The sequence below is a fragment of the Streptomyces sp. NPDC001194 genome (assembly GCF_042896985.1).
In the GTDB taxonomy this organism is placed as follows: Bacteria; Actinomycetota; Actinomycetes; order Streptomycetales; family Streptomycetaceae; genus Streptomyces.
Map to the genome: position 1 here is coordinate 163,054 of NZ_JBIAXU010000008.1, position 16,117 is coordinate 179,170.

At 71.1% G+C, this 16,117-nt stretch carries 14 protein-coding genes and 1 riboswitch; of the genes, 7 read left to right on the forward strand and 7 right to left on the reverse strand.

The features are described from left to right. Window positions 1-2: 2 nt before the first annotated feature. The 4 genes from rlmN to ACFY1T_RS19565 all read left to right on the forward strand — a co-directional run bounded on the left by rlmN (window position 3) and on the right by ACFY1T_RS19565 (window position 5,173). The gene (rlmN, locus tag ACFY1T_RS19550; RefSeq protein ID WP_390789229.1) at window positions 3-1,115 is read left to right on the forward strand and encodes a 23S rRNA (adenine(2503)-C(2))-methyltransferase RlmN; all 1,113 of its coding nucleotides are present in this window, start codon (window positions 3-5) and stop codon (window positions 1,113-1,115) included. Window positions 1,116-1,173: 58 nt separating this feature from the next. Further along, window positions 1,174-1,283, forward strand: a riboswitch (TPP riboswitch). An 85-nt stretch (window positions 1,284-1,368) separates the two neighbouring features. Then, window positions 1,369-2,469, forward strand: coding sequence for a thiamine ABC transporter substrate binding subunit (locus ACFY1T_RS19555; protein WP_390789230.1), 1,101 nt, complete (start codon window positions 1,369-1,371; stop codon window positions 2,467-2,469). A 41-nt stretch (window positions 2,470-2,510) separates the two neighbouring features. Then, window positions 2,511-4,127 carry an ABC transporter permease gene (locus ACFY1T_RS19560; RefSeq protein WP_390789281.1) on the forward strand — a complete coding sequence of 539 codons (1,617 nt, stop codon included), beginning with the start codon at window positions 2,511-2,513 and terminating at the stop codon, window positions 4,125-4,127. After that, window positions 4,127-5,173, forward strand: coding sequence for an ABC transporter ATP-binding protein (locus tag ACFY1T_RS19565; protein ID WP_390789231.1), 1,047 nt, complete (start codon window positions 4,127-4,129; stop codon window positions 5,171-5,173). The genes ACFY1T_RS19560 and ACFY1T_RS19565 overlap by 1 nt, the downstream gene beginning before the upstream one ends. Before the next feature lie 116 nt (window positions 5,174-5,289). Here ACFY1T_RS19565 and ACFY1T_RS19570 read toward each other — a convergent pair whose 3' ends face one another. From ACFY1T_RS19570 to ACFY1T_RS19595, 6 genes are all read right to left on the reverse strand, one after another. Next, window positions 5,290-6,192 (reverse strand): hypothetical protein, encoded by a 903-nt coding sequence (locus tag ACFY1T_RS19570; protein WP_030859815.1) that lies wholly within the window; start codon window positions 6,190-6,192, stop codon window positions 5,290-5,292. 90 nt (window positions 6,193-6,282) lie between these two features. Next, window positions 6,283-7,392 carry an LOG family protein gene (locus ACFY1T_RS19575; protein WP_390789232.1) on the reverse strand — a complete coding sequence of 370 codons (1,110 nt, stop codon included), beginning with the start codon at window positions 7,390-7,392 and terminating at the stop codon, window positions 6,283-6,285. A gap of 26 nt (window positions 7,393-7,418) precedes the next feature. Further along, window positions 7,419-8,492: a hypothetical protein gene (locus ACFY1T_RS19580; RefSeq protein WP_390789233.1), complete on the reverse strand. Its 1,074-nt coding sequence runs from the start codon at window positions 8,490-8,492 to the stop codon at window positions 7,419-7,421. Next, the gene (locus ACFY1T_RS19585) at window positions 8,474-9,262 is read right to left on the reverse strand and encodes an ABC transporter ATP-binding protein (protein ID WP_390789234.1); all 789 of its coding nucleotides are present in this window, start codon (window positions 9,260-9,262) and stop codon (window positions 8,474-8,476) included. The genes ACFY1T_RS19580 and ACFY1T_RS19585 overlap by 19 nt, the downstream gene beginning before the upstream one ends. Before the next feature lie 182 nt (window positions 9,263-9,444). Next, window positions 9,445-10,806, reverse strand: a complete 1,362-nt coding sequence (locus ACFY1T_RS19590; RefSeq protein ID WP_030162551.1) for an aspartate aminotransferase family protein — start codon at window positions 10,804-10,806, stop codon at window positions 9,445-9,447. A gap of 3 nt (window positions 10,807-10,809) precedes the next feature. Next, window positions 10,810-11,313 carry an Lrp/AsnC family transcriptional regulator gene (locus tag ACFY1T_RS19595; protein ID WP_030298396.1) on the reverse strand — a complete coding sequence of 168 codons (504 nt, stop codon included), beginning with the start codon at window positions 11,311-11,313 and terminating at the stop codon, window positions 10,810-10,812. Window positions 11,314-11,482: 169 nt separating this feature from the next. Here ACFY1T_RS19595 and ACFY1T_RS19600 point away from each other — a divergent pair, with 169 nt between their 5' ends. The 3 genes from ACFY1T_RS19600 (at window position 11,483) to ACFY1T_RS19610 (ending at window position 14,811) form a co-directional block, all read left to right on the forward strand. Beyond that, complete coding sequence (locus tag ACFY1T_RS19600) at window positions 11,483-12,922, forward strand: gamma-aminobutyraldehyde dehydrogenase (protein WP_390789235.1); 1,440 nt, start codon at window positions 11,483-11,485, stop codon at window positions 12,920-12,922. Between the two features lie 104 nt (window positions 12,923-13,026). Further along, the gene (locus ACFY1T_RS19605; protein WP_390789236.1) at window positions 13,027-14,205 is read left to right on the forward strand and encodes a PotD/PotF family extracellular solute-binding protein; all 1,179 of its coding nucleotides are present in this window, start codon (window positions 13,027-13,029) and stop codon (window positions 14,203-14,205) included. 105 nt (window positions 14,206-14,310) lie between these two features. Next, complete coding sequence (locus ACFY1T_RS19610) at window positions 14,311-14,811, forward strand: hypothetical protein (protein ID WP_390789237.1); 501 nt, start codon at window positions 14,311-14,313, stop codon at window positions 14,809-14,811. On the opposite strand, the gene ACFY1T_RS19615 is transcribed toward ACFY1T_RS19610, so the two are convergent. Next, complete coding sequence (locus ACFY1T_RS19615; protein ID WP_390789238.1) at window positions 14,778-16,007, reverse strand: serine hydrolase domain-containing protein; 1,230 nt, start codon at window positions 16,005-16,007, stop codon at window positions 14,778-14,780. The two genes, ACFY1T_RS19610 and ACFY1T_RS19615, sit on opposite strands and share 34 nt — an antisense overlap. Between the last annotated feature and the right edge of the window lie 110 nt (window positions 16,008-16,117).

Sequence of the window (16,117 nt, forward strand, 5' to 3'; positions counted from 1 at the left end):
CCATGGCCCGCCCTGTCCCGGGAGAGCTCACCTTCGTCGCCCCTCGCGGGGCCAAGAAGCCGCCCCGGCATCTCGCCGACCTCACCCCCGAGGAGCGTCGCGAGGCGGTCGCCGCGATCGGCGAGAAGCCTTTCCGGGCCAAGCAGCTCTCGCAGCACTACTTCGCCCGGTACGCGCACGACCCGGCCGAGTGGACCGACATCCCGGCGGGCTCGCGCGAGAAGCTCCGCGACGAGCTGCTGCCGGACCTGATGAGCGTCATCCGCCACATCTCGTGCGACGACGACACCACGCGCAAGACCCTGTGGAAGCTGCACGACGGCACCCTCGTCGAGTCCGTGCTCATGCGCTACCCCGACCGGGTCACCATGTGCATCTCCTCGCAGGCCGGCTGCGGCATGAACTGCCCGTTCTGCGCCACCGGCCAGGCGGGCCTGGACCGCAACCTGTCCACCGCCGAGATCGTCCACCAGATCGTCGACGGCATGCGCGCGCTGCGCGACGGCGAGGTCCCCGGCGGCCCGGCCCGGCTGTCCAACATCGTCTTCATGGGCATGGGCGAGCCGCTGGCCAACTACAAGCGGGTCGTCGGCGCCATCCGCCGCCTCACCGACCCCGAGCCCGACGGCCTCGGCCTGTCGCAGCGCGGCATCACCGTCTCCACCGTCGGCCTGGTCCCGGCGATGCTGCGCTTCGCCGACGAGGGCTTCAAGTGCCGCCTCGCGGTCTCGCTGCACGCCCCGGACGACGAGCTGCGCGACACCCTCGTCCCCGTGAACACCCGCTGGAAGGTCCGCGAGGTCCTCGACGCGGCCTGGGAGTACGCCGAGAAGTCCGGCCGCCGGATCTCCATCGAGTACGCCCTGATCCGCGACATCAACGACCAGGCCTGGCGCGGCGACCTCCTCGGCCGGCTGCTCAAGGGCAAGCGCGTCCACGTCAACCTGATCCCGCTGAACCCGACGCCGGGCTCGAAGTGGACCGCCTCGCGCCCCGAGGACGAGAGGGCCTTCGTCGAGGCCATCGCCCGCCACGGCGTGCCGGTGACCGTACGGGACACCCGTGGCCAGGAGATCGACGGCGCGTGCGGCCAGCTGGCGGCCTCGGAGCGCTAGCCTGCGGTTTTCGCGGGCCCGATTCGGCCACGGGGTACCCTGTGGCCGAACCAATTGCATATTCCGACAGGGGAGCGCCACAGCGCTGAGAGTGCGGTAACCGTCATCCGCAGACCCTCTGAACCTCGCCCCGGTCATTCGGGGTAGGAAGTTCGGTCATCACTCAAGCTGTTGCGCCCTGCCCGGCGACCGCTCGCACTGAGCGCCGGGCAGGGCCGCGTCTTCTCCTGGTCATCCCAGGAGGAATTCACCAGTGAGCACCACCAAGAAGTTCGCGGGCGCGGCGCTCGCGGCCGCGCTCGGCGTCGCCACGCTCAGCGCCTGCGGCGGCGGCGACGCCAAGGACGAGTCCGCGGGTTCCGGCGAGACACCGAAGTCCAAGACGGTCACGCTCGTCTCGCACGACTCCTTCAACGTGACCGACACGGTCCTCAAGGAGTTCGAGCAGCAGAGCGGCTACACCGTGAAGGTCCTGAAGTCCGGGGACGCGGGCGCCGCCCTCAACCAGGAGATCCTCACCAAGGGCTCCCCGCGGGGCGACGTCTTCTTCGGTGTGGACAACACGCTGCTCTCGCGCGCCCTCGACAACGGCATCTTCACGCCGTACGAGGTCAAGGGCCTCGCGGACGTGAAGCCCGAGTACGTGCTCGACAAGGAGCACCGGGTCACGCCCGTCGACTCCGGCGACATCTGCGTCAACTACGACAAGGCGTACTTCGCCGACAAGAAGATCGCCCCGCCGCAGACGCTGGACGACCTGGTCAAGCCGGAGTACAAGAACCTGCTGGTCACCGAGAACGCGGCGACCTCCTCGCCCGGCCTCGGCTTCCTGCTCGCCTCCGTCGGCAAGTACGGCGAAGAGGGCTGGAAGGACTACTGGAGCAAGCTCAAGGCCAACGGCGTCGAGGTCGTCGACGGCTGGGAGCAGGCCTACAACGAGCGCTTCTCCGGCTCCGCGGGCGGCAAGAAGGCCAAGGGCGACCGGCCGCTGGTCGTCTCGTACGCCTCCAGCCCGCCGGTCGAGGTCCTGTACGGCGAGCCGCAGCCGGCCGAGGCCCCCACGGGCGTGGCCACCGGCACCTGCTTCCGCCAGGTCGAGTTCGCGGGCCTGCTCAAGGGCGCGAAGAACGAGGAGGGCGGCAAGGCGCTCCTCGACTTCCTGGTGAGCAAGAAGTTCCAGGAGGACATGCCGCTCCAGATGTTCGTGAACCCGGTGGTGAAGGACGCCAAGCTGCCGGAGCTGTTCACGAAGCACGGCGTGGTCGTCGAGAAGCCCGAGAACGTCGCTCCCGAGACCATCGCCAAGAACCGTGAGCAGTGGGTCAAGGCATGGTCCGCGCTCGTCGTGAAGTAGGACGCGAGAGCGCACGCGGTACGGCCGTCCGGCTCCTGCTGATGGCCGTGCCGCTCGCCTTCTTCGGGCTGTTCTTCGCCTATCCGGTGGCCGCGATCGTCGGCCGAGGGCTCAAGACCGACGAGGGCTGGCAGTTCGGGCGGATCGGCGAGGTGCTGAGCCGGCCCGACATCGCCGACGTGCTCTGGTTCACCACCTGGCAGGCGTTCGCATCCACGGTGCTCACGCTCCTGATCGCACTCCCCGGCGCGTACGTCTTCGCGCGCTTCGAGTTCCCCGGCAAACAGCTGCTGCGGGCGGTGGTCACGGTCCCGTTCGTCCTGCCGACGGTGGTGGTCGGCACCGCCTTCCTGGCACTGGTCGGGCGCGGCGGACTGCTGGACGAGCTGTGGGGCGTCCGGCTGGACACGACCGTGTGGGCGATCCTGCTCGCGCACGTCTTCTTCAACTACGCCGTCGTCGTACGGACGGTCGGCGGGCTCTGGGCGCAGCTGGACCCGCGCCAGGAGGAGGCCGCCCGGGTGCTGGGCGCCGGGCGGTTCGCCGCCTGGCGGCGGGTGACGCTGCCCGCGCTCGGGCCGGCGGTGGCCGCCGCCTCGCTGATGGTGTTCCTCTTCACGTTCACCTCCTTCGGCGTCGTACAGATCCTCGGCGGGCCCTCGTACGCCACCCTGGAAGTGGAGGTCTACCGCCAGACCGCGCAGCTGCTCGACCTGCCGACGGCCGCCGTCCTCACGATGGTCCAGTTCGTGGCGGTCGGCCTGATCCTCGGGATCCACGCCTGGACCGTGCGCCGGCGCGAGACCGCACTGCGGCTCGTGGACCCGGCGCGGACCGGGCACCGGCCGAGCGGGCCGGCGCAGCGGGCCCTGCTGGGCGGGGTGCTGCTGACGGTGGCGCTGCTGATCGTGGCCCCGCTGGCGGTGCTGGTGGAACGCTCCCTCGACGCGCCCGGCGGGTACGGGTTCGGCTTCTACCGGGCGCTCCAGGACGCGGGCGCCGGTGGCGGAACGTTCCTGGTGCCCCCGCTGGAGGCCATCTGGAACTCCCTGCAGTACGCGCTCGCCGCCACCGCCATCGCCTTGGGCGTCGGGGGGCTCGCGGCCGCGGCACTGACCCGGCGCGCGGGCCGGTTCGTGCGCGGGTTCGATGCGCTGCTGATGCTCCCGCTCGGGGTGTCGGCGGTGACGGTCGGCTTCGGATTCCTGATCACCCTGGACGAGCCGCCGCTGGATCTGCGGACCTCGTGGATCCTGGTGCCGCTCGCGCAGGCGCTGGTGGGAGTGCCCTTCGTCGTGCGGACGATGCTGCCGGTGCTGCGTGCGGTGGACGCGCGGCTGCGCGAGGCCGCCGCCGTCCTCGGGGCGTCGCCGCTGCGGGCCTGGCGGGAGGTGGACCTGCCGCTGGTGCGGCGGGCGCTGCTGATCGCGGCCGGTTTCGCCTTCGCCGTCTCCCTGGGGGAGTTCGGCGCGACCGTCTTCATCGCCCGGCCCGACCGGCCGACGCTGCCGGTGGCCGTGGCACGGCTGCTGGGGCGGGCCGGTGAGATGAACTACGGGCAGGCGATGGCCCTGAGCACGATTCTGATGCTGGTGTGCGCGGTGTCCCTGCTGGTGCTGGAGCGGCTGCGCCCCGACAAGACCTCGGGAGAGTTCTGATGACGTTGCTCGAACTGGCCGGGGTCTCGGTCCGCTTCGGCGAGCGTGCCGTCGTCGACGCGGTCGACCTGGACGTCGCCGAGCACGAGACCGTGTGCGTGCTCGGGCCCAGCGGAAGCGGCAAGTCCACCCTGCTGCGGGTGGTGGCCGGGCTCCAGCCCGTTTCGGCGGGGCGGGTCCTGCTGGGCGGGGCGGACCAGGCCAAGGTGCCGGTGCACCGGCGCGGGGTCGGCCTGATGTTCCAGGACCACCAGCTGTTCCCGCACCGGGACGTGGGCGGGAACGTCGCGTTCGGGCTGCGCATGCGGGGCTCCGGGCGCGGGTTCGCGCCGGGGCCCGGGCGAGGCGCGTACGAGGCACGGGTCGCGGAGTTGCTGGAGCTGGTCGGGCTCCCCGGGGCCCAGGGCCGCTCGGTGGCTTCGCTGTCGGGCGGCGAGCAGCAGCGGGTCGCCCTGGCCCGGGCGCTGGCCCCCTCGCCGCGGCTGCTGATGCTGGACGAACCGCTGGGGCAGCTCGACCGGGGGCTGCGCGAGCGGCTGGTGGTGGAGCTGCGGGGGCTGTTCTCCCGGCTCGGGACCACGGTGCTGGCCGTCACGCACGACCAGGGGGAGGCCTTCGCACTGGCCGACCGGGTGGTGGTGATGCGCGACGGGCGGATCGCGCAGGCCGGGACCCCGCTGGAGGTGTGGCAGCGGCCGGCTTCGGAGTTCGTGGCGCGCTTCCTCGGCTTCGAGAACGTGATCCCGGCGGTGGTGGCGGGCGGGGCCGCGGCGACGGCGTGGGGGAAGGTGCGGGTGCCGGCCGGGTCGCCGGAAGGGGAGCGGCGCATTCTGATCCGGCCGGCCGGAGTCGTGCTCGACGCCGACGGACTGCGCTGCGAGGTGCTCGCGCGGACGTTCCGCGGCACGCACGTCGCCTTGCGGCTGCGGCCGGAGGCGGGGCCGGAGCTGGAGGCGGAGTGCGGGCTGGCCGGTGCGCCGGAGGTGGGGGACCGGGTCGCGGTCGCCTTCGCCCCGGCCGAGGTGGTCGTGCTTCCGGCGGCGTAGCCACCGGGAGCCCCACTCCCGGCCCTGCCCTCCACCGCTCCCCGGGCCCGGCCCGGCCCGGTCCTCACCCGCCGGACGGGCTCGGGAGGCCCGGGGCGAGCTGCGGACCGCGCGCCTCAGACCCCGGCGGGAGCGGGTTCCTCCGCCGGGCTCTGCGCTCCCTCGTGGTTGCCGTACCAGGCGACCGCCACCGCGCCCGTGACGGCCAGGACGAAGCCGAGGACCGCCAGCCAGGCCAGGCCCGGGCGGGAGGCGTCGCCCAGCCACAGGACGCCGATCGCGCCCGGCAGTACGGTCTCGCCGACGACCAGCGCGGCGGTCGCGCCGTTCACCGAGCCGATCTGGAGGGCGACGGTGTGCAGGTACATGCCGCCGACACCGGCCAGCACGATGGAGTAGAGCGCCGGGTCGGCGAGCAGCGTGCCCAGGTCGAACGGGTCGATGCCGTCGAGGATCCGGACGCCGACGCCCAGCGCGCCGAAGGCCAGGCCCGACAGCAGGCCCGCCAGGATCGCGGCCCGGGAGCCGAGGAGGCGTACGGCCACCGTGCCGCCCGCGATGATCAGCAGGGTCACCGCGAACAGCCACCAGTGCGTGGACATCGGGGCGTGGTGGCCGCCCTCGTGGCCGGCCGCCGTCGCCAGCAGCACCAGGGCCGCGCAGACGACCCCGATCGAGGTCCACTCCTTGCGGGTCAGCCGGATGCCCAGCATCTTCACGCTGAGGACGGCCGTGATCACCAGGTTGGCGCTGATCACCGTCTGGGAGAGGAACAGCGGCAGCAGCCGGGCGGCCAGCGCGCCCAGCCCGAAGCCCACGAAGTCCAGGATGGTGCCGACGATGAATTCCCACGTCATCGCCGCCTTCGCGGTGGACGAGAGGTTCGGGCCGCCGTGCGCGGTCACCCCCGCGGCGGCCGGGGACATCCGGGCCGCCCTGCGCGAGCCCACGGCTTGGAGGACGGACCCCGTGCCGTAGCAGATGGACGCCGCGATCGCGGTCAGCAGGCCTATGAGCACCGAGGGCTCCGTTCACGTCTGGCAGGTTTTGCTTTTTGATTACCTATGGCAGACGTGCGATCGGGCCGGGAAGTTGCCTCGGGCCGCCCTCTACTTCGTCTCATTCCCCGCGTTCATCCGTGCGAGTACGGCGGGGACCTCCTCCACCGAGTCGACCAGCGCGATCCGCGACTCCATCGCCCGGCCGCGCGCCAGCGCCCGCAGCAGCGGCCACGCCGGCAGGTGCTCGGTCCAGTGCGTACGTCCGACCAGGACCATCGGGGTCGGCTCGCCCCGCGACTCGTAGTAGTTCGGCGTCGCGTTGTCGAATATCTCCTGGAGGGTGCCCGCCGCGCCCGGCAGGAAGACCACGCCCGCGGTGGACCGGGCCAGCAGCCCGTCCTCGCGGATGGCGTTCGCGAAGTACTTGGCGATGTGACCGGCGAAGGCGTTCGGCGGCTCGTGCCCGTAGAACCAGGTGGGGATGCCCACCGAGTCCCCTCCATCGGGCCAGCGGTCCCGTACGGCGAAGGCCGCGCGGGCCCAGTCGGACACCGAGGGGGCGAAGGAGGGGGCCTTGGCCAGGATCTCCAGGGCCTCCGGCAGGGCCTCGTCCGGGGCGGGCGCCAGGTAGGCGCCGAGGTTGGCCGCCTCCATCGCGCCGGGGCCGCCGCCGGTGGCCACCGTCAGTCCCGACCGGGCCAGTTCCCGTCCGAGCTCCGCCGCGCCCTGGTAGTCGAGGCCGCCGCGGGCCATCGCGTGGCCGCCCATGACGCCCACCACCCGGGCGCCGGCGAGGTGTTCGTCGAGGGCGTCGGAGATCGCGTCGTCGTGGACGGACCGCAGCATCGAGGAGAAGACGTCGCCGTCCGCCTTGGTCTCCTGGAACCAGGCGTACGACTGGGCGTCGGGGGTGGCCTCGTATCCGGCGGACAGTCCCGTGAACAGCTCGTCGGCCGTGTACAGCAGACCGCGGTAGGGGTCGAAGGGCAGGTCCGGGACGGGCGGGAAGACGAGCGCGCCGTCCGCGCGCACCTTCGCCGAGGCGTCGGGCTCCATCGGGCAGCCGAGGAAGACGGCCGCGGAGGTGTCGGCGGACAGCAGGGCGAAGGTGCGCTCCAGCAGGTTGACCGACTGGACCCGGTAGCCGCTGAGCGAGCCGCGGGCCGCGACCCGGTCGAATTCGGCGAGCGTCTCGATCTCGATGTCTGCGTTGACCATTCGGCCCACCCTATGGGCTGCCCTCGTCAGCGGGTCAATGCCAGCGACGTCAGCTGTGCCACACCCCACACGACGGGTCCGCACACGGCCACCAGGGCGGTGGCGCGCAAGGTCGCGGCCGTACGCAGGACCGTGCCCGGAGTGCCCAGGTCGCGCAGGGCCGCATGGGTCGCCGAGCGGTCCTGGCGGACTTCGACGGCCCGGGTGAGCAGGGTCGCGGCCGCGCACAGCACGACCAGGGCGCAGGCCGGTCCGGTCAGCGGGCCGAGCGGGACGCCGAAGCCGCCCCGTCCGCGCAGGGCCAGCGCGGTGAGGGCGCCCGCGCCGACCGCGCACAGCACCCCGAGGGGCCGGCCCAGCCGTGGCGCCTCCTCCTGGAGGGTCCGCCCGGCCAGCAGCCGCATGGCGCCGGGGCGGACCGCCTGGACCAGGGCCCCGCAGGCGTAGGCGATTCCCGGTCCCGCGAGGGAGAGCCCGACGGCGGTGAGCGCCCAGCCGGCCGGCATCCCGGCGCCGCCGGGGCCCGCGTACGCCTCGACGGCCAGTCCGCAGGCGGTCAGGGCGATGCCCCAGGGCAGGGCGGTCTGCGGGGCCAGCGGCGGGTGCGGGCGCAGGGCGAGGGCCGCGGCGGTGCAGGCGCTCAGCGGGATCAGGGCCAGCAGGGTGAGGGCGGCCGCCACGGGCAGCGGCCGGTCGGCGTGCAGCAGTCCGGCCCCGGCTCCGTCGAAGGGCAGCCCCGTCAGCTCGCCCCGCAGGTGCAGGAAGGCGGCCAGGGCCAGGGCGCTGCCCAGGGTGCACGCGACGGCGGTGGAGACCGCCGCGACGAGCACGCGCTGCACGGGGCCGAGCCCGGCCGCGTCCAGTCCTTCCCGGGGCCGGGTCGCGGGGTCGGTCCGGGCGACGGCGACCGCGAACTGCACGGTGACGGCGAGCGGGACCAGGGCCCACAGCAGGCGCGGGAACGATCCGGCAGGCCGGGCGGTGGCTCCGGCGAGCACGTACAGCAGGACGAATCCGGTTCCGGCGCTCGCGGCGGCGACCAGCAGCCGGCGCAGCTGAACGAGCGGGTGGGAGCCGCGGACTAGGCGGAGAGCGAGCACGCTGCCTGGCCCTCCGGGGTCTCGTCGGACGGGCCGCCGACGCCGCCCACGCCGATGGCGGCGCTGACGGCGGCCGCGGCCGCGGCGGGCCTGCCGTCGAGCAGTTCGACCCGGCGGTCGGCGACGGCCGCGCTCTCCTCCTCGTGGGTGGCCAGCAGCACGGTGATCCCGTGCGAGCGGGCCGCGGTGGTGAGCGTACGGAGCAGCAGGGCGCGCTCGGCGCGGTGCAGCGGGGCGGTGGGTTCGTCGGCGAAGACGACCGCGGGCTCCTTGACCAGGGCCCGGGCGAGGGCGACCCGCTGGGACTCGGCGCGGGTCAGCGCCGCAGGGCGCTTGCGGGCGAAGGCGCCGATGTCGAGCCGGTCCAGCCATTCGCAGGCGGCGGCCTTGGCGGAGCGGTGGGAGGCGCCGGAGACGAGAAGGGGCAGGGCCGCGTTCTCCCAGACCTTGAGCTCGGGCAGCAGCTGGGGATCGGGGCCGATCCAGCCGAAGCGGTCGCGGCGCAGCCGTTCGCGGGCCAGGGCCCCCATGGTGTGGACGGGCACGCTGTTGAACCAGATCTCGCCCTGCTCGGGCACGAGGTGTCCGGACAGGCAGCGCAGCAGGGTGGTCTTCCCGCTGCCGCGGGGGCCGGTCAGGGCGAGGACCTCGCCCTGGCGGACGCCCACCGAGACTCCGATGAGGCCGGGCGAACCGCTGTGGGAGTAGTGAACGGACCGTGCCCAGAGGACGTCATTGTCCGGTGGGGCGTTGTCCGGTGGAGCCACCATGGCGTACACCTCCGTCCGGGGGAACGAAGCGGAACCGGTTCGGTCACTGGCGCCGCAATGAGATGTAAAGAGATGAACGTCTTGGATGGTGACAGCACGCGGCCCGGACCCCCGCGTTCTCACTCGAACGGGGGATCCGGGCCGTGTGGTTCGGACTATTTACTGCTCGTCGGCACTGCTCTTTACAGCTTGGTCCACGCCTCGGTGAGCACCGAGCGCAGGATCCCCTCGATCTCGTCGAAGGTGCCCTGGTCCGCGATCAGCGGCGGGGCCAGCTGGATGACCGGGTCGCCTCGGTCGTCGGCCCGGCAGTACAGGCCGTTCTCGAAGAGCGCCTTGGAGAGGAAGCCGTAGAGCACGCGCTCCGTCTCCTCGTCCGTGAAGGACTCCTTGGTGACCTTGTCCTTGACGAGCTCGATGCCGTAGAAGAAGCCGTTGCCGCGGACGTCGCCGACGATGGGCAGGTCGTGCAGCTTCTTCAGCGTCGAGAAGAAGGCGTCCTCGTTGTCCAGCACGTGCTGGTTGAGGCCCTCCTTGTCGAAGATGTCGAGGTTGGCGAGCGCCACCGCGGAGGACACCGGGTGTCCGCCGAAGGTGTAGCCGTGCAGGAAGGTGTTGTCGCCCTTGTAGAACGGCTCGGCGATGCGGTCCGAGACGATGCAGGCACCGATCGGGGAGTAGCCCGAGGTCATGCCCTTGGCGCAGGTGATCATGTCCGGCACGTAGCCGAACTTGTCACAGGCGAACATCGTGCCGAGGCGGCCGAAGGCGCAGATCGTCTCGTCGGAGACGAGGAGCACGTCGTACTCGTCGCAGATCTCGCGGACCCGCTGGAAGTACCCGGGCGGCGGCGGGAAGCAGCCGCCGGCGTTCTGCACCGGCTCCAGGAAGACGGCGGCGACGGTGTCGGCGCCCTCGAACAGGATCTCCTGCTCGATCTGGTCGGCGCACCAGCGGCCGAAGGCCTCGGGGTCGTCGCCGTAGATCGGGGCGCGGTAGATGTTGGTGTTCGGCACCTTGTGCGCGCCGGGCACCAGCGGCTCGAAGGGGGCCTTCAGGGCCGGCAGACCGGTGATGGACAGGGCGCCCTGCGGGGTGCCGTGGTAGGCGACCGCACGGGAGATGACCTTGTACTTGGTGTGCTTGCCCTGCAGCTTGAAGTACTGCTTCGCCAGCTTCCACGCGGTCTCGACGGCCTCGCCGCCACCGGTGGTGAAGAAGACCTTGTTCAGGTCGCCCGGGGCGTAGTCGGCGAGGCGCTCCGCGAGCTCCACGGCCTTGGGGTGCGCGTACGACCAGATGGGGAAGAACGCGAGTTCCTGCGCCTGCTTGTAGGCGACCTCGGCCAGTTCCTTGCGGCCGTGACCGGCGTTGACCACGAACAGTCCGGCGAGACCGTCCAGGTAGCGCTTGCCCTTGTCGTCGAAGATGTAGGTGCCCTCACCCCGCACGATGGTGGGGACGGGGGAGTTCTCGTACGACGACATGCGGGTGAAGTGCATCCACAGGTGGTCGTACGCGGTCTTGGAGAGGTCCTGGCTCACGGGCTATCGAGTTCCCCACATGTAGGTCTGCTTCTTCAGCTTCAGATAAACGAAGCTTTCGGTTGATCGCACGCCGGGGAGCGCGCGGATCTTCTTGTTGATCGTCTCCAGCAGGTGGTCGTCGTCCTCGCAGACGATCTCCACCATCAGGTCGAACGAGCCCGCGGTCATGACCACGTACTCGCACTCGGCCATCTGGGTCAGTGCGTCGGCCACCGGGTCGAGGTCTCCCTCGACGTTGATGCCGACCATGGCCTGGCGTCGCAGGCCCACGGTGAGCGGGTCGGTGACGGCGACGATCTGCATGACGCCCTGGTCGAGCAGCTTCTGCACGCGCTGGCGCACGGCTGCCTCCGACAGGCCGACGGCCTTGCCGATCGCTGCGTAGGGACGGCGCCCGTCCTCCTGCAGTTGCTCGATGATCGCCAGGGACACAGCATCGACCGAAGGGGACGGTTGTCTGTTCCTGGAATCTGCGCTTCGACTGACCACGACCTCACTGTGCACGAGGAGTCGTCTGTTCCGCAAGACGGAATCGATGAAATCCGTTGTTTGGCATCCTGGATCTCACTGATTTCGTAGTTGGTGGCATCCGGCCCTGCCGAAAGCGTCCGCCTTGGGGCTAGGATTGGGATTCGTCTCAATCGTTGGACATGTGATCAGGAGTGTGGCTGGAGTGACCACCGAACTGCGTCGTCTGCGCAACTACATCGGCGGAGAGTTCAAGGACGCCGCCGACGGGCGGACCACCGAGGTGGTCAACCCCGCCACCGGCGAGGTGTACGCCACCGCCCCGCTCTCCGGCCAGGCCGATGTGGACGCCGCCATGGCCGCCGCCGCGGCCGCGTTCCCGGGCTGGCGCGACACCACCCCGTCGGAGCGCCAGAAGGCCCTGCTCAAGATCGCGGACGCCTTCGAGGCGCGCGCGGACGAGCTCGTGGCCGCCGAATCGGAGAACACCGGCAAGCCGCTGGGCCTCACGGCCAGCGAGGAGCTGCCGCCGATGGTGGACCAGATCCGCTTCTTCGCGGGTGCGGCCCGCCTCCTGGAGGGCCGCTCGGCCGGCGAGTACATGGACGGGATGACCTCGATCATCCGCCGTGAGCCGGTCGGCGTGTGCGCCCAGGTCGCGCCGTGGAACTACCCGATGATGATGGCCGTGTGGAAGTTCGCCCCGGCCATCGCCGCGGGCAACACCGTGGTGCTCAAGCCCTCGGACACCACCCCGGCCTCGACCGTCCTGATGGCCGAGATCATCGACTCGGTGCTGCCCAAGGGCGTCTTCAACGTCGTCTGCGGCGACCGCGAGACCGGCAAGGCCATGGTCGAGCACTCCACCCCGGCGATGGCCTCCATCACCGGCTCGGTGCGCGCCGGCATGCAGGTCGCCGAGAGCGCCTCGAAGGACGTCAAGCGCGTCCACCTGGAGCTCGGCGGCAAGGCCCCGGTCGTCGTCTTCGAGGACGCCGACATCGCCAAGGCCGTCGAGGACATCGCGGTCGCCGGCTACTTCAACGCCGGCCAGGACTGCACCGCCGCCACCCGCGTGCTCGTGCACGAGTCCATCCACGACGAGTTCGTGACCGCCCTCGCCAAGGCCGCCGCCGACACGAAGACCGGCCGGCCGGACGACGAGGACGTGCTCTACGGCCCGCTGAACAACCCGAACCAGCTCAAGCAGGTCGCGGGCTTCATCGAGCGCCTCCCGGCGCACGCCAAGGTCGAGGCCGGCGGCCACCAGGTCGGAGACAAGGGCTACTTCTACGCCCCGACCGTGGTCTCGGGCCTCAAGCAGGACGACGAGATCATCCAGAACGAGGTCTTCGGCCCCGTCATCACCGTCCAGTCCTTCACGGACGAGGCCCAGGCCCTGGAGTACGCGAACGGCGTCGAGTTCGCCCTCGCCTCCTCGGTGTGGACCAAGGACCACGGCCGCGCGATGCGCATGTCCAAGAACCTCGACTTCGGCTGCGTGTGGATCAACACCCACATCCCGCTCGTCGCCGAGATGCCCCACGGCGGCTTCAAGAAGTCCGGCTACGGCAAGGACCTCTCCGCCTACGGCTTCGAGGACTACACCCGCATCAAGCACGTGATGACCTCGCTCGACGGCTGATCGGTCTCCGCGGGGACCGCATCGATCACCGAAGGGGCTTGAGAGGGCGGGCAGTAGACAACATGTCTATTGCCCGCCCTCCTCCGTTCGCCGAGGCTTTGCCCATGCCTGAACTCGCCTTCTCCCGCCGCGCGGCGCTGCGCGGCCTCGGTGCCGCCGGCCTGTTCGCGGCCCTGACCGGCTGCGGCGTGCCCGCCGCTTTCGTCCCCGAGGACCGGCGGGAGGGCCCGGACCGCTCCGACCGGGACAAGCGGGTCGCCTTCTCGAACTGGCCGCTCTACATCGACACCGACGACGAGGACGAGGAGCGCAGGCCCACGCTGGACGCCTTCTCGGAGAAGACCGGCATCGAGGTCCGGTACACCGAGGAGATCAACGACAACGACGAGTTCTTCGGCAAGGTCAGCCCGGCCCTGATGAACCACCAGGAGACCGGCCACGACCTGGTCGTGGTCAGCGACTGGATGGCCGCCCGCTTCGTCCACCTGGGATGGGCCCAGAAGATGGACCGCTCCGCGCAGCCCAACGTGGCGGCCCACCTCGACCCGCAGCTGCGGTCCCCCGCCTTCGACGAGGGCCGCCTGCACACCGTCCCGTGGCAGTCGGGGATCACCGGCATCGCCTACAACCGCAAGGCGCTGGGACGGGAGATCAAATCCGTCAAGGACCTGTGGCACCCGGACCTGGCCGGCAAGGTCACCCTCTTCTCCGGTCTGGACGAGTCCTTCGCCCTGCTGATGCAGGGCGACGGCGTGGACGTCACCCGCTGGACCGAGTCCGACTTCCACCGGATGTGCGACCGGGTGGAGGGCATGGTGAAGAAGAAGCACATCCGCCGCTTCACCGGCAACGACTACACCTCCGATCTGAGCAAGGGCGACGTCCTGGCCTGTCAGGCGTACTCCGGCGACGCCATCCAGCTCCAGGCCGACAACCCCGACATCCGGTTCGTGGTCCCGGAGGAGGGCGCCGAGCTCTGGGCGGAGAGCCTGCTCGTCCCCAATCTGGCCCGGCACAAGGCCAACGCCGAGGCCCTGGTCGACTACTACTACGAGCCCGAGGTGGCCGCCGAGCTCGCCGCCGCGGTCAACTACGTCTGCCCGGTCCCGGCCGCCCGCGAGGTGCTGGCCGCCTCGGAGGACAAGGAGACCGCCGAACTCGCCGAGAATCCGCTGATCTTCCCCGACGAGGAGATGCGCAAGCGGCTCGTCGTGGCCCGGGACATCTCCTCGGCCGAGCGCCGCTCCCTCGCCCAGCGCTGGAACGCCATCGTCGGACTCTGAGCGCCGGGCGACACCGGAACGATCACGATCACGATCCCGTCGCGGAACTGAACATGTTCAGGAATTTGGCTGAACGCGTTCAGAAACAGGCGTAGGCTTCCTTCCATGAGCGAGAGAAGCGCCCTTCAGCGGCGGATCCGTGCCTGGCTGGTCCTGTTCATCGTCTGCCTCGTGCTCAGCGGCCTCACCGCCTTCCCCCTCGTCAGCGAACTCCACTGGGCCAACTCCCTGGTGTCCCACGCGTGGCTGCGGCGGGTGGGGGACGGGCTGGACCAAGCCGACCGGGACCACCCCTTCCTCCTCTACGGCACCGACTGGCTCGCCTTCGCGCACCTGGTGATCGCGGTCTTCTTCTACGGGGTCCACCGCGACCCCGTCCGCAACATCTGGATCGTCGAGGCCGGCATGATCGCCTGCGCCGGCGTGATCCCGCTCGCCCTGATCTGCGGCCCCATCCGGGGCATCCCCTTCGGGTGGAGCCTCATCGACATCTCGTTCGGCGTCTTCGGGGTCATACCCCTGCTGGTGCTCCGCCGCATGATCAAGCGCCTCGAGGCGCTGCCGGCGGACGACTACCGGGCGAAGGCCGCCGCGACGATCCCGTAGGCCACCTGGTTCATCTCCCGGCCCTTGGCATCGGTGGAGTTGACCGAGTAGACGAGCGTGCGCGAGAGGTCGCGCGCCCCGCCGATCACGGTGCTGTAGCCGTACCGGGAGCCGGTCTTGCCGTAGACCTCCGTGCCGTCCGCCAGGACGAACCGCTTCATCCCCGCGGTCTGCACGGCGTCCTCCCCGGACTCGAAGTCCGCCACCGCCGGCACCGTGAACATCTCCTCCAGCTGCGCCTTCGGCACCACCCGGCCGGCGAACAGGGCCTGGGTGAACCTCTCCAGGTCCGCCGTGGTCGATATCAGGTCCCCGGCAGCCCAGTTGGACGAGGAGTTCCACTCCGTCACGTCCACCAGCCGGCTCCCGCCGCCGGGCTCGGCCACCGCCTGGTAGCCGTGGTGGTGCGGGCCCGCCAGCCGGTTCTCCGTACGCGAGGGGACCGACGTGTGGCGCAGGCCCAGCGGCCGCAGGATGCGGGCGGACAGGGCCTGCTCGTACGACGTGCCCGTCAGCTTCTCGATCAGCACGCCGAGGACCGTGTAGTCGATGTTGAGGTAGTGCTGCTTCTCACCCGGCCTGAACTCGGGCCCCTTCGCCGCGGCTTCGGCGATCAGCGCGTGCGGGTCGACCACGTCGAACCGGTGCGCGTACTGCGCCTCGAACGAGTCCCCCGGACCCTCGGCCGCCGCGATGCCGCTCGTGTAGTTCAGCAACTGCCGCACGCTGATGGGCTCGAAGCCGTGCGGGCCGGACGGCAGCAGCCCCGGCAGGTACTGCTGTACCGGCCGGTCCAGGTCGACCCTGCCCTCGGCGGCCAGCTGGAGGACCACCGCCGCGGTGAAGGTCTTGGTCACCGAACCCGCCCGGAACCGGGCATCGTCGAACGCCTTGCGCCCCGTGCGGACATCCGCCACGCCGGAACTGCCCACCCAGCGGCCGCTCGTACCACCGACACGGACCAGCGCGGCCGTCGCGTCCTTGTTGCCGGGGCCGACACCGGCGATCGCCTTCCGCAACGCCGCCGCATCGGGCGGGGTCGTGTAGAGGGGTGGCTTCACAGAACCGGCCGCCGCCGGCGCGGTCGCCGTGCCGGGCGCCGGATCCGGCGCCGGAGCGGCGTGGGCGACGGCCGGACCGGCCGCGACGCCCAGGACCAAGGCGGTGGCGATCAGCGTGCGCGTACGTGCCTTCATGGCGGAACCCCCTGCGAGTCATCCGGGCCCCAGCGGCCCCCGATGACTCAATGCTGCAGGCCAGAGAGTTTCCCGCGCATCACCACCAAGAGGGGTCTCCACCGGTACGA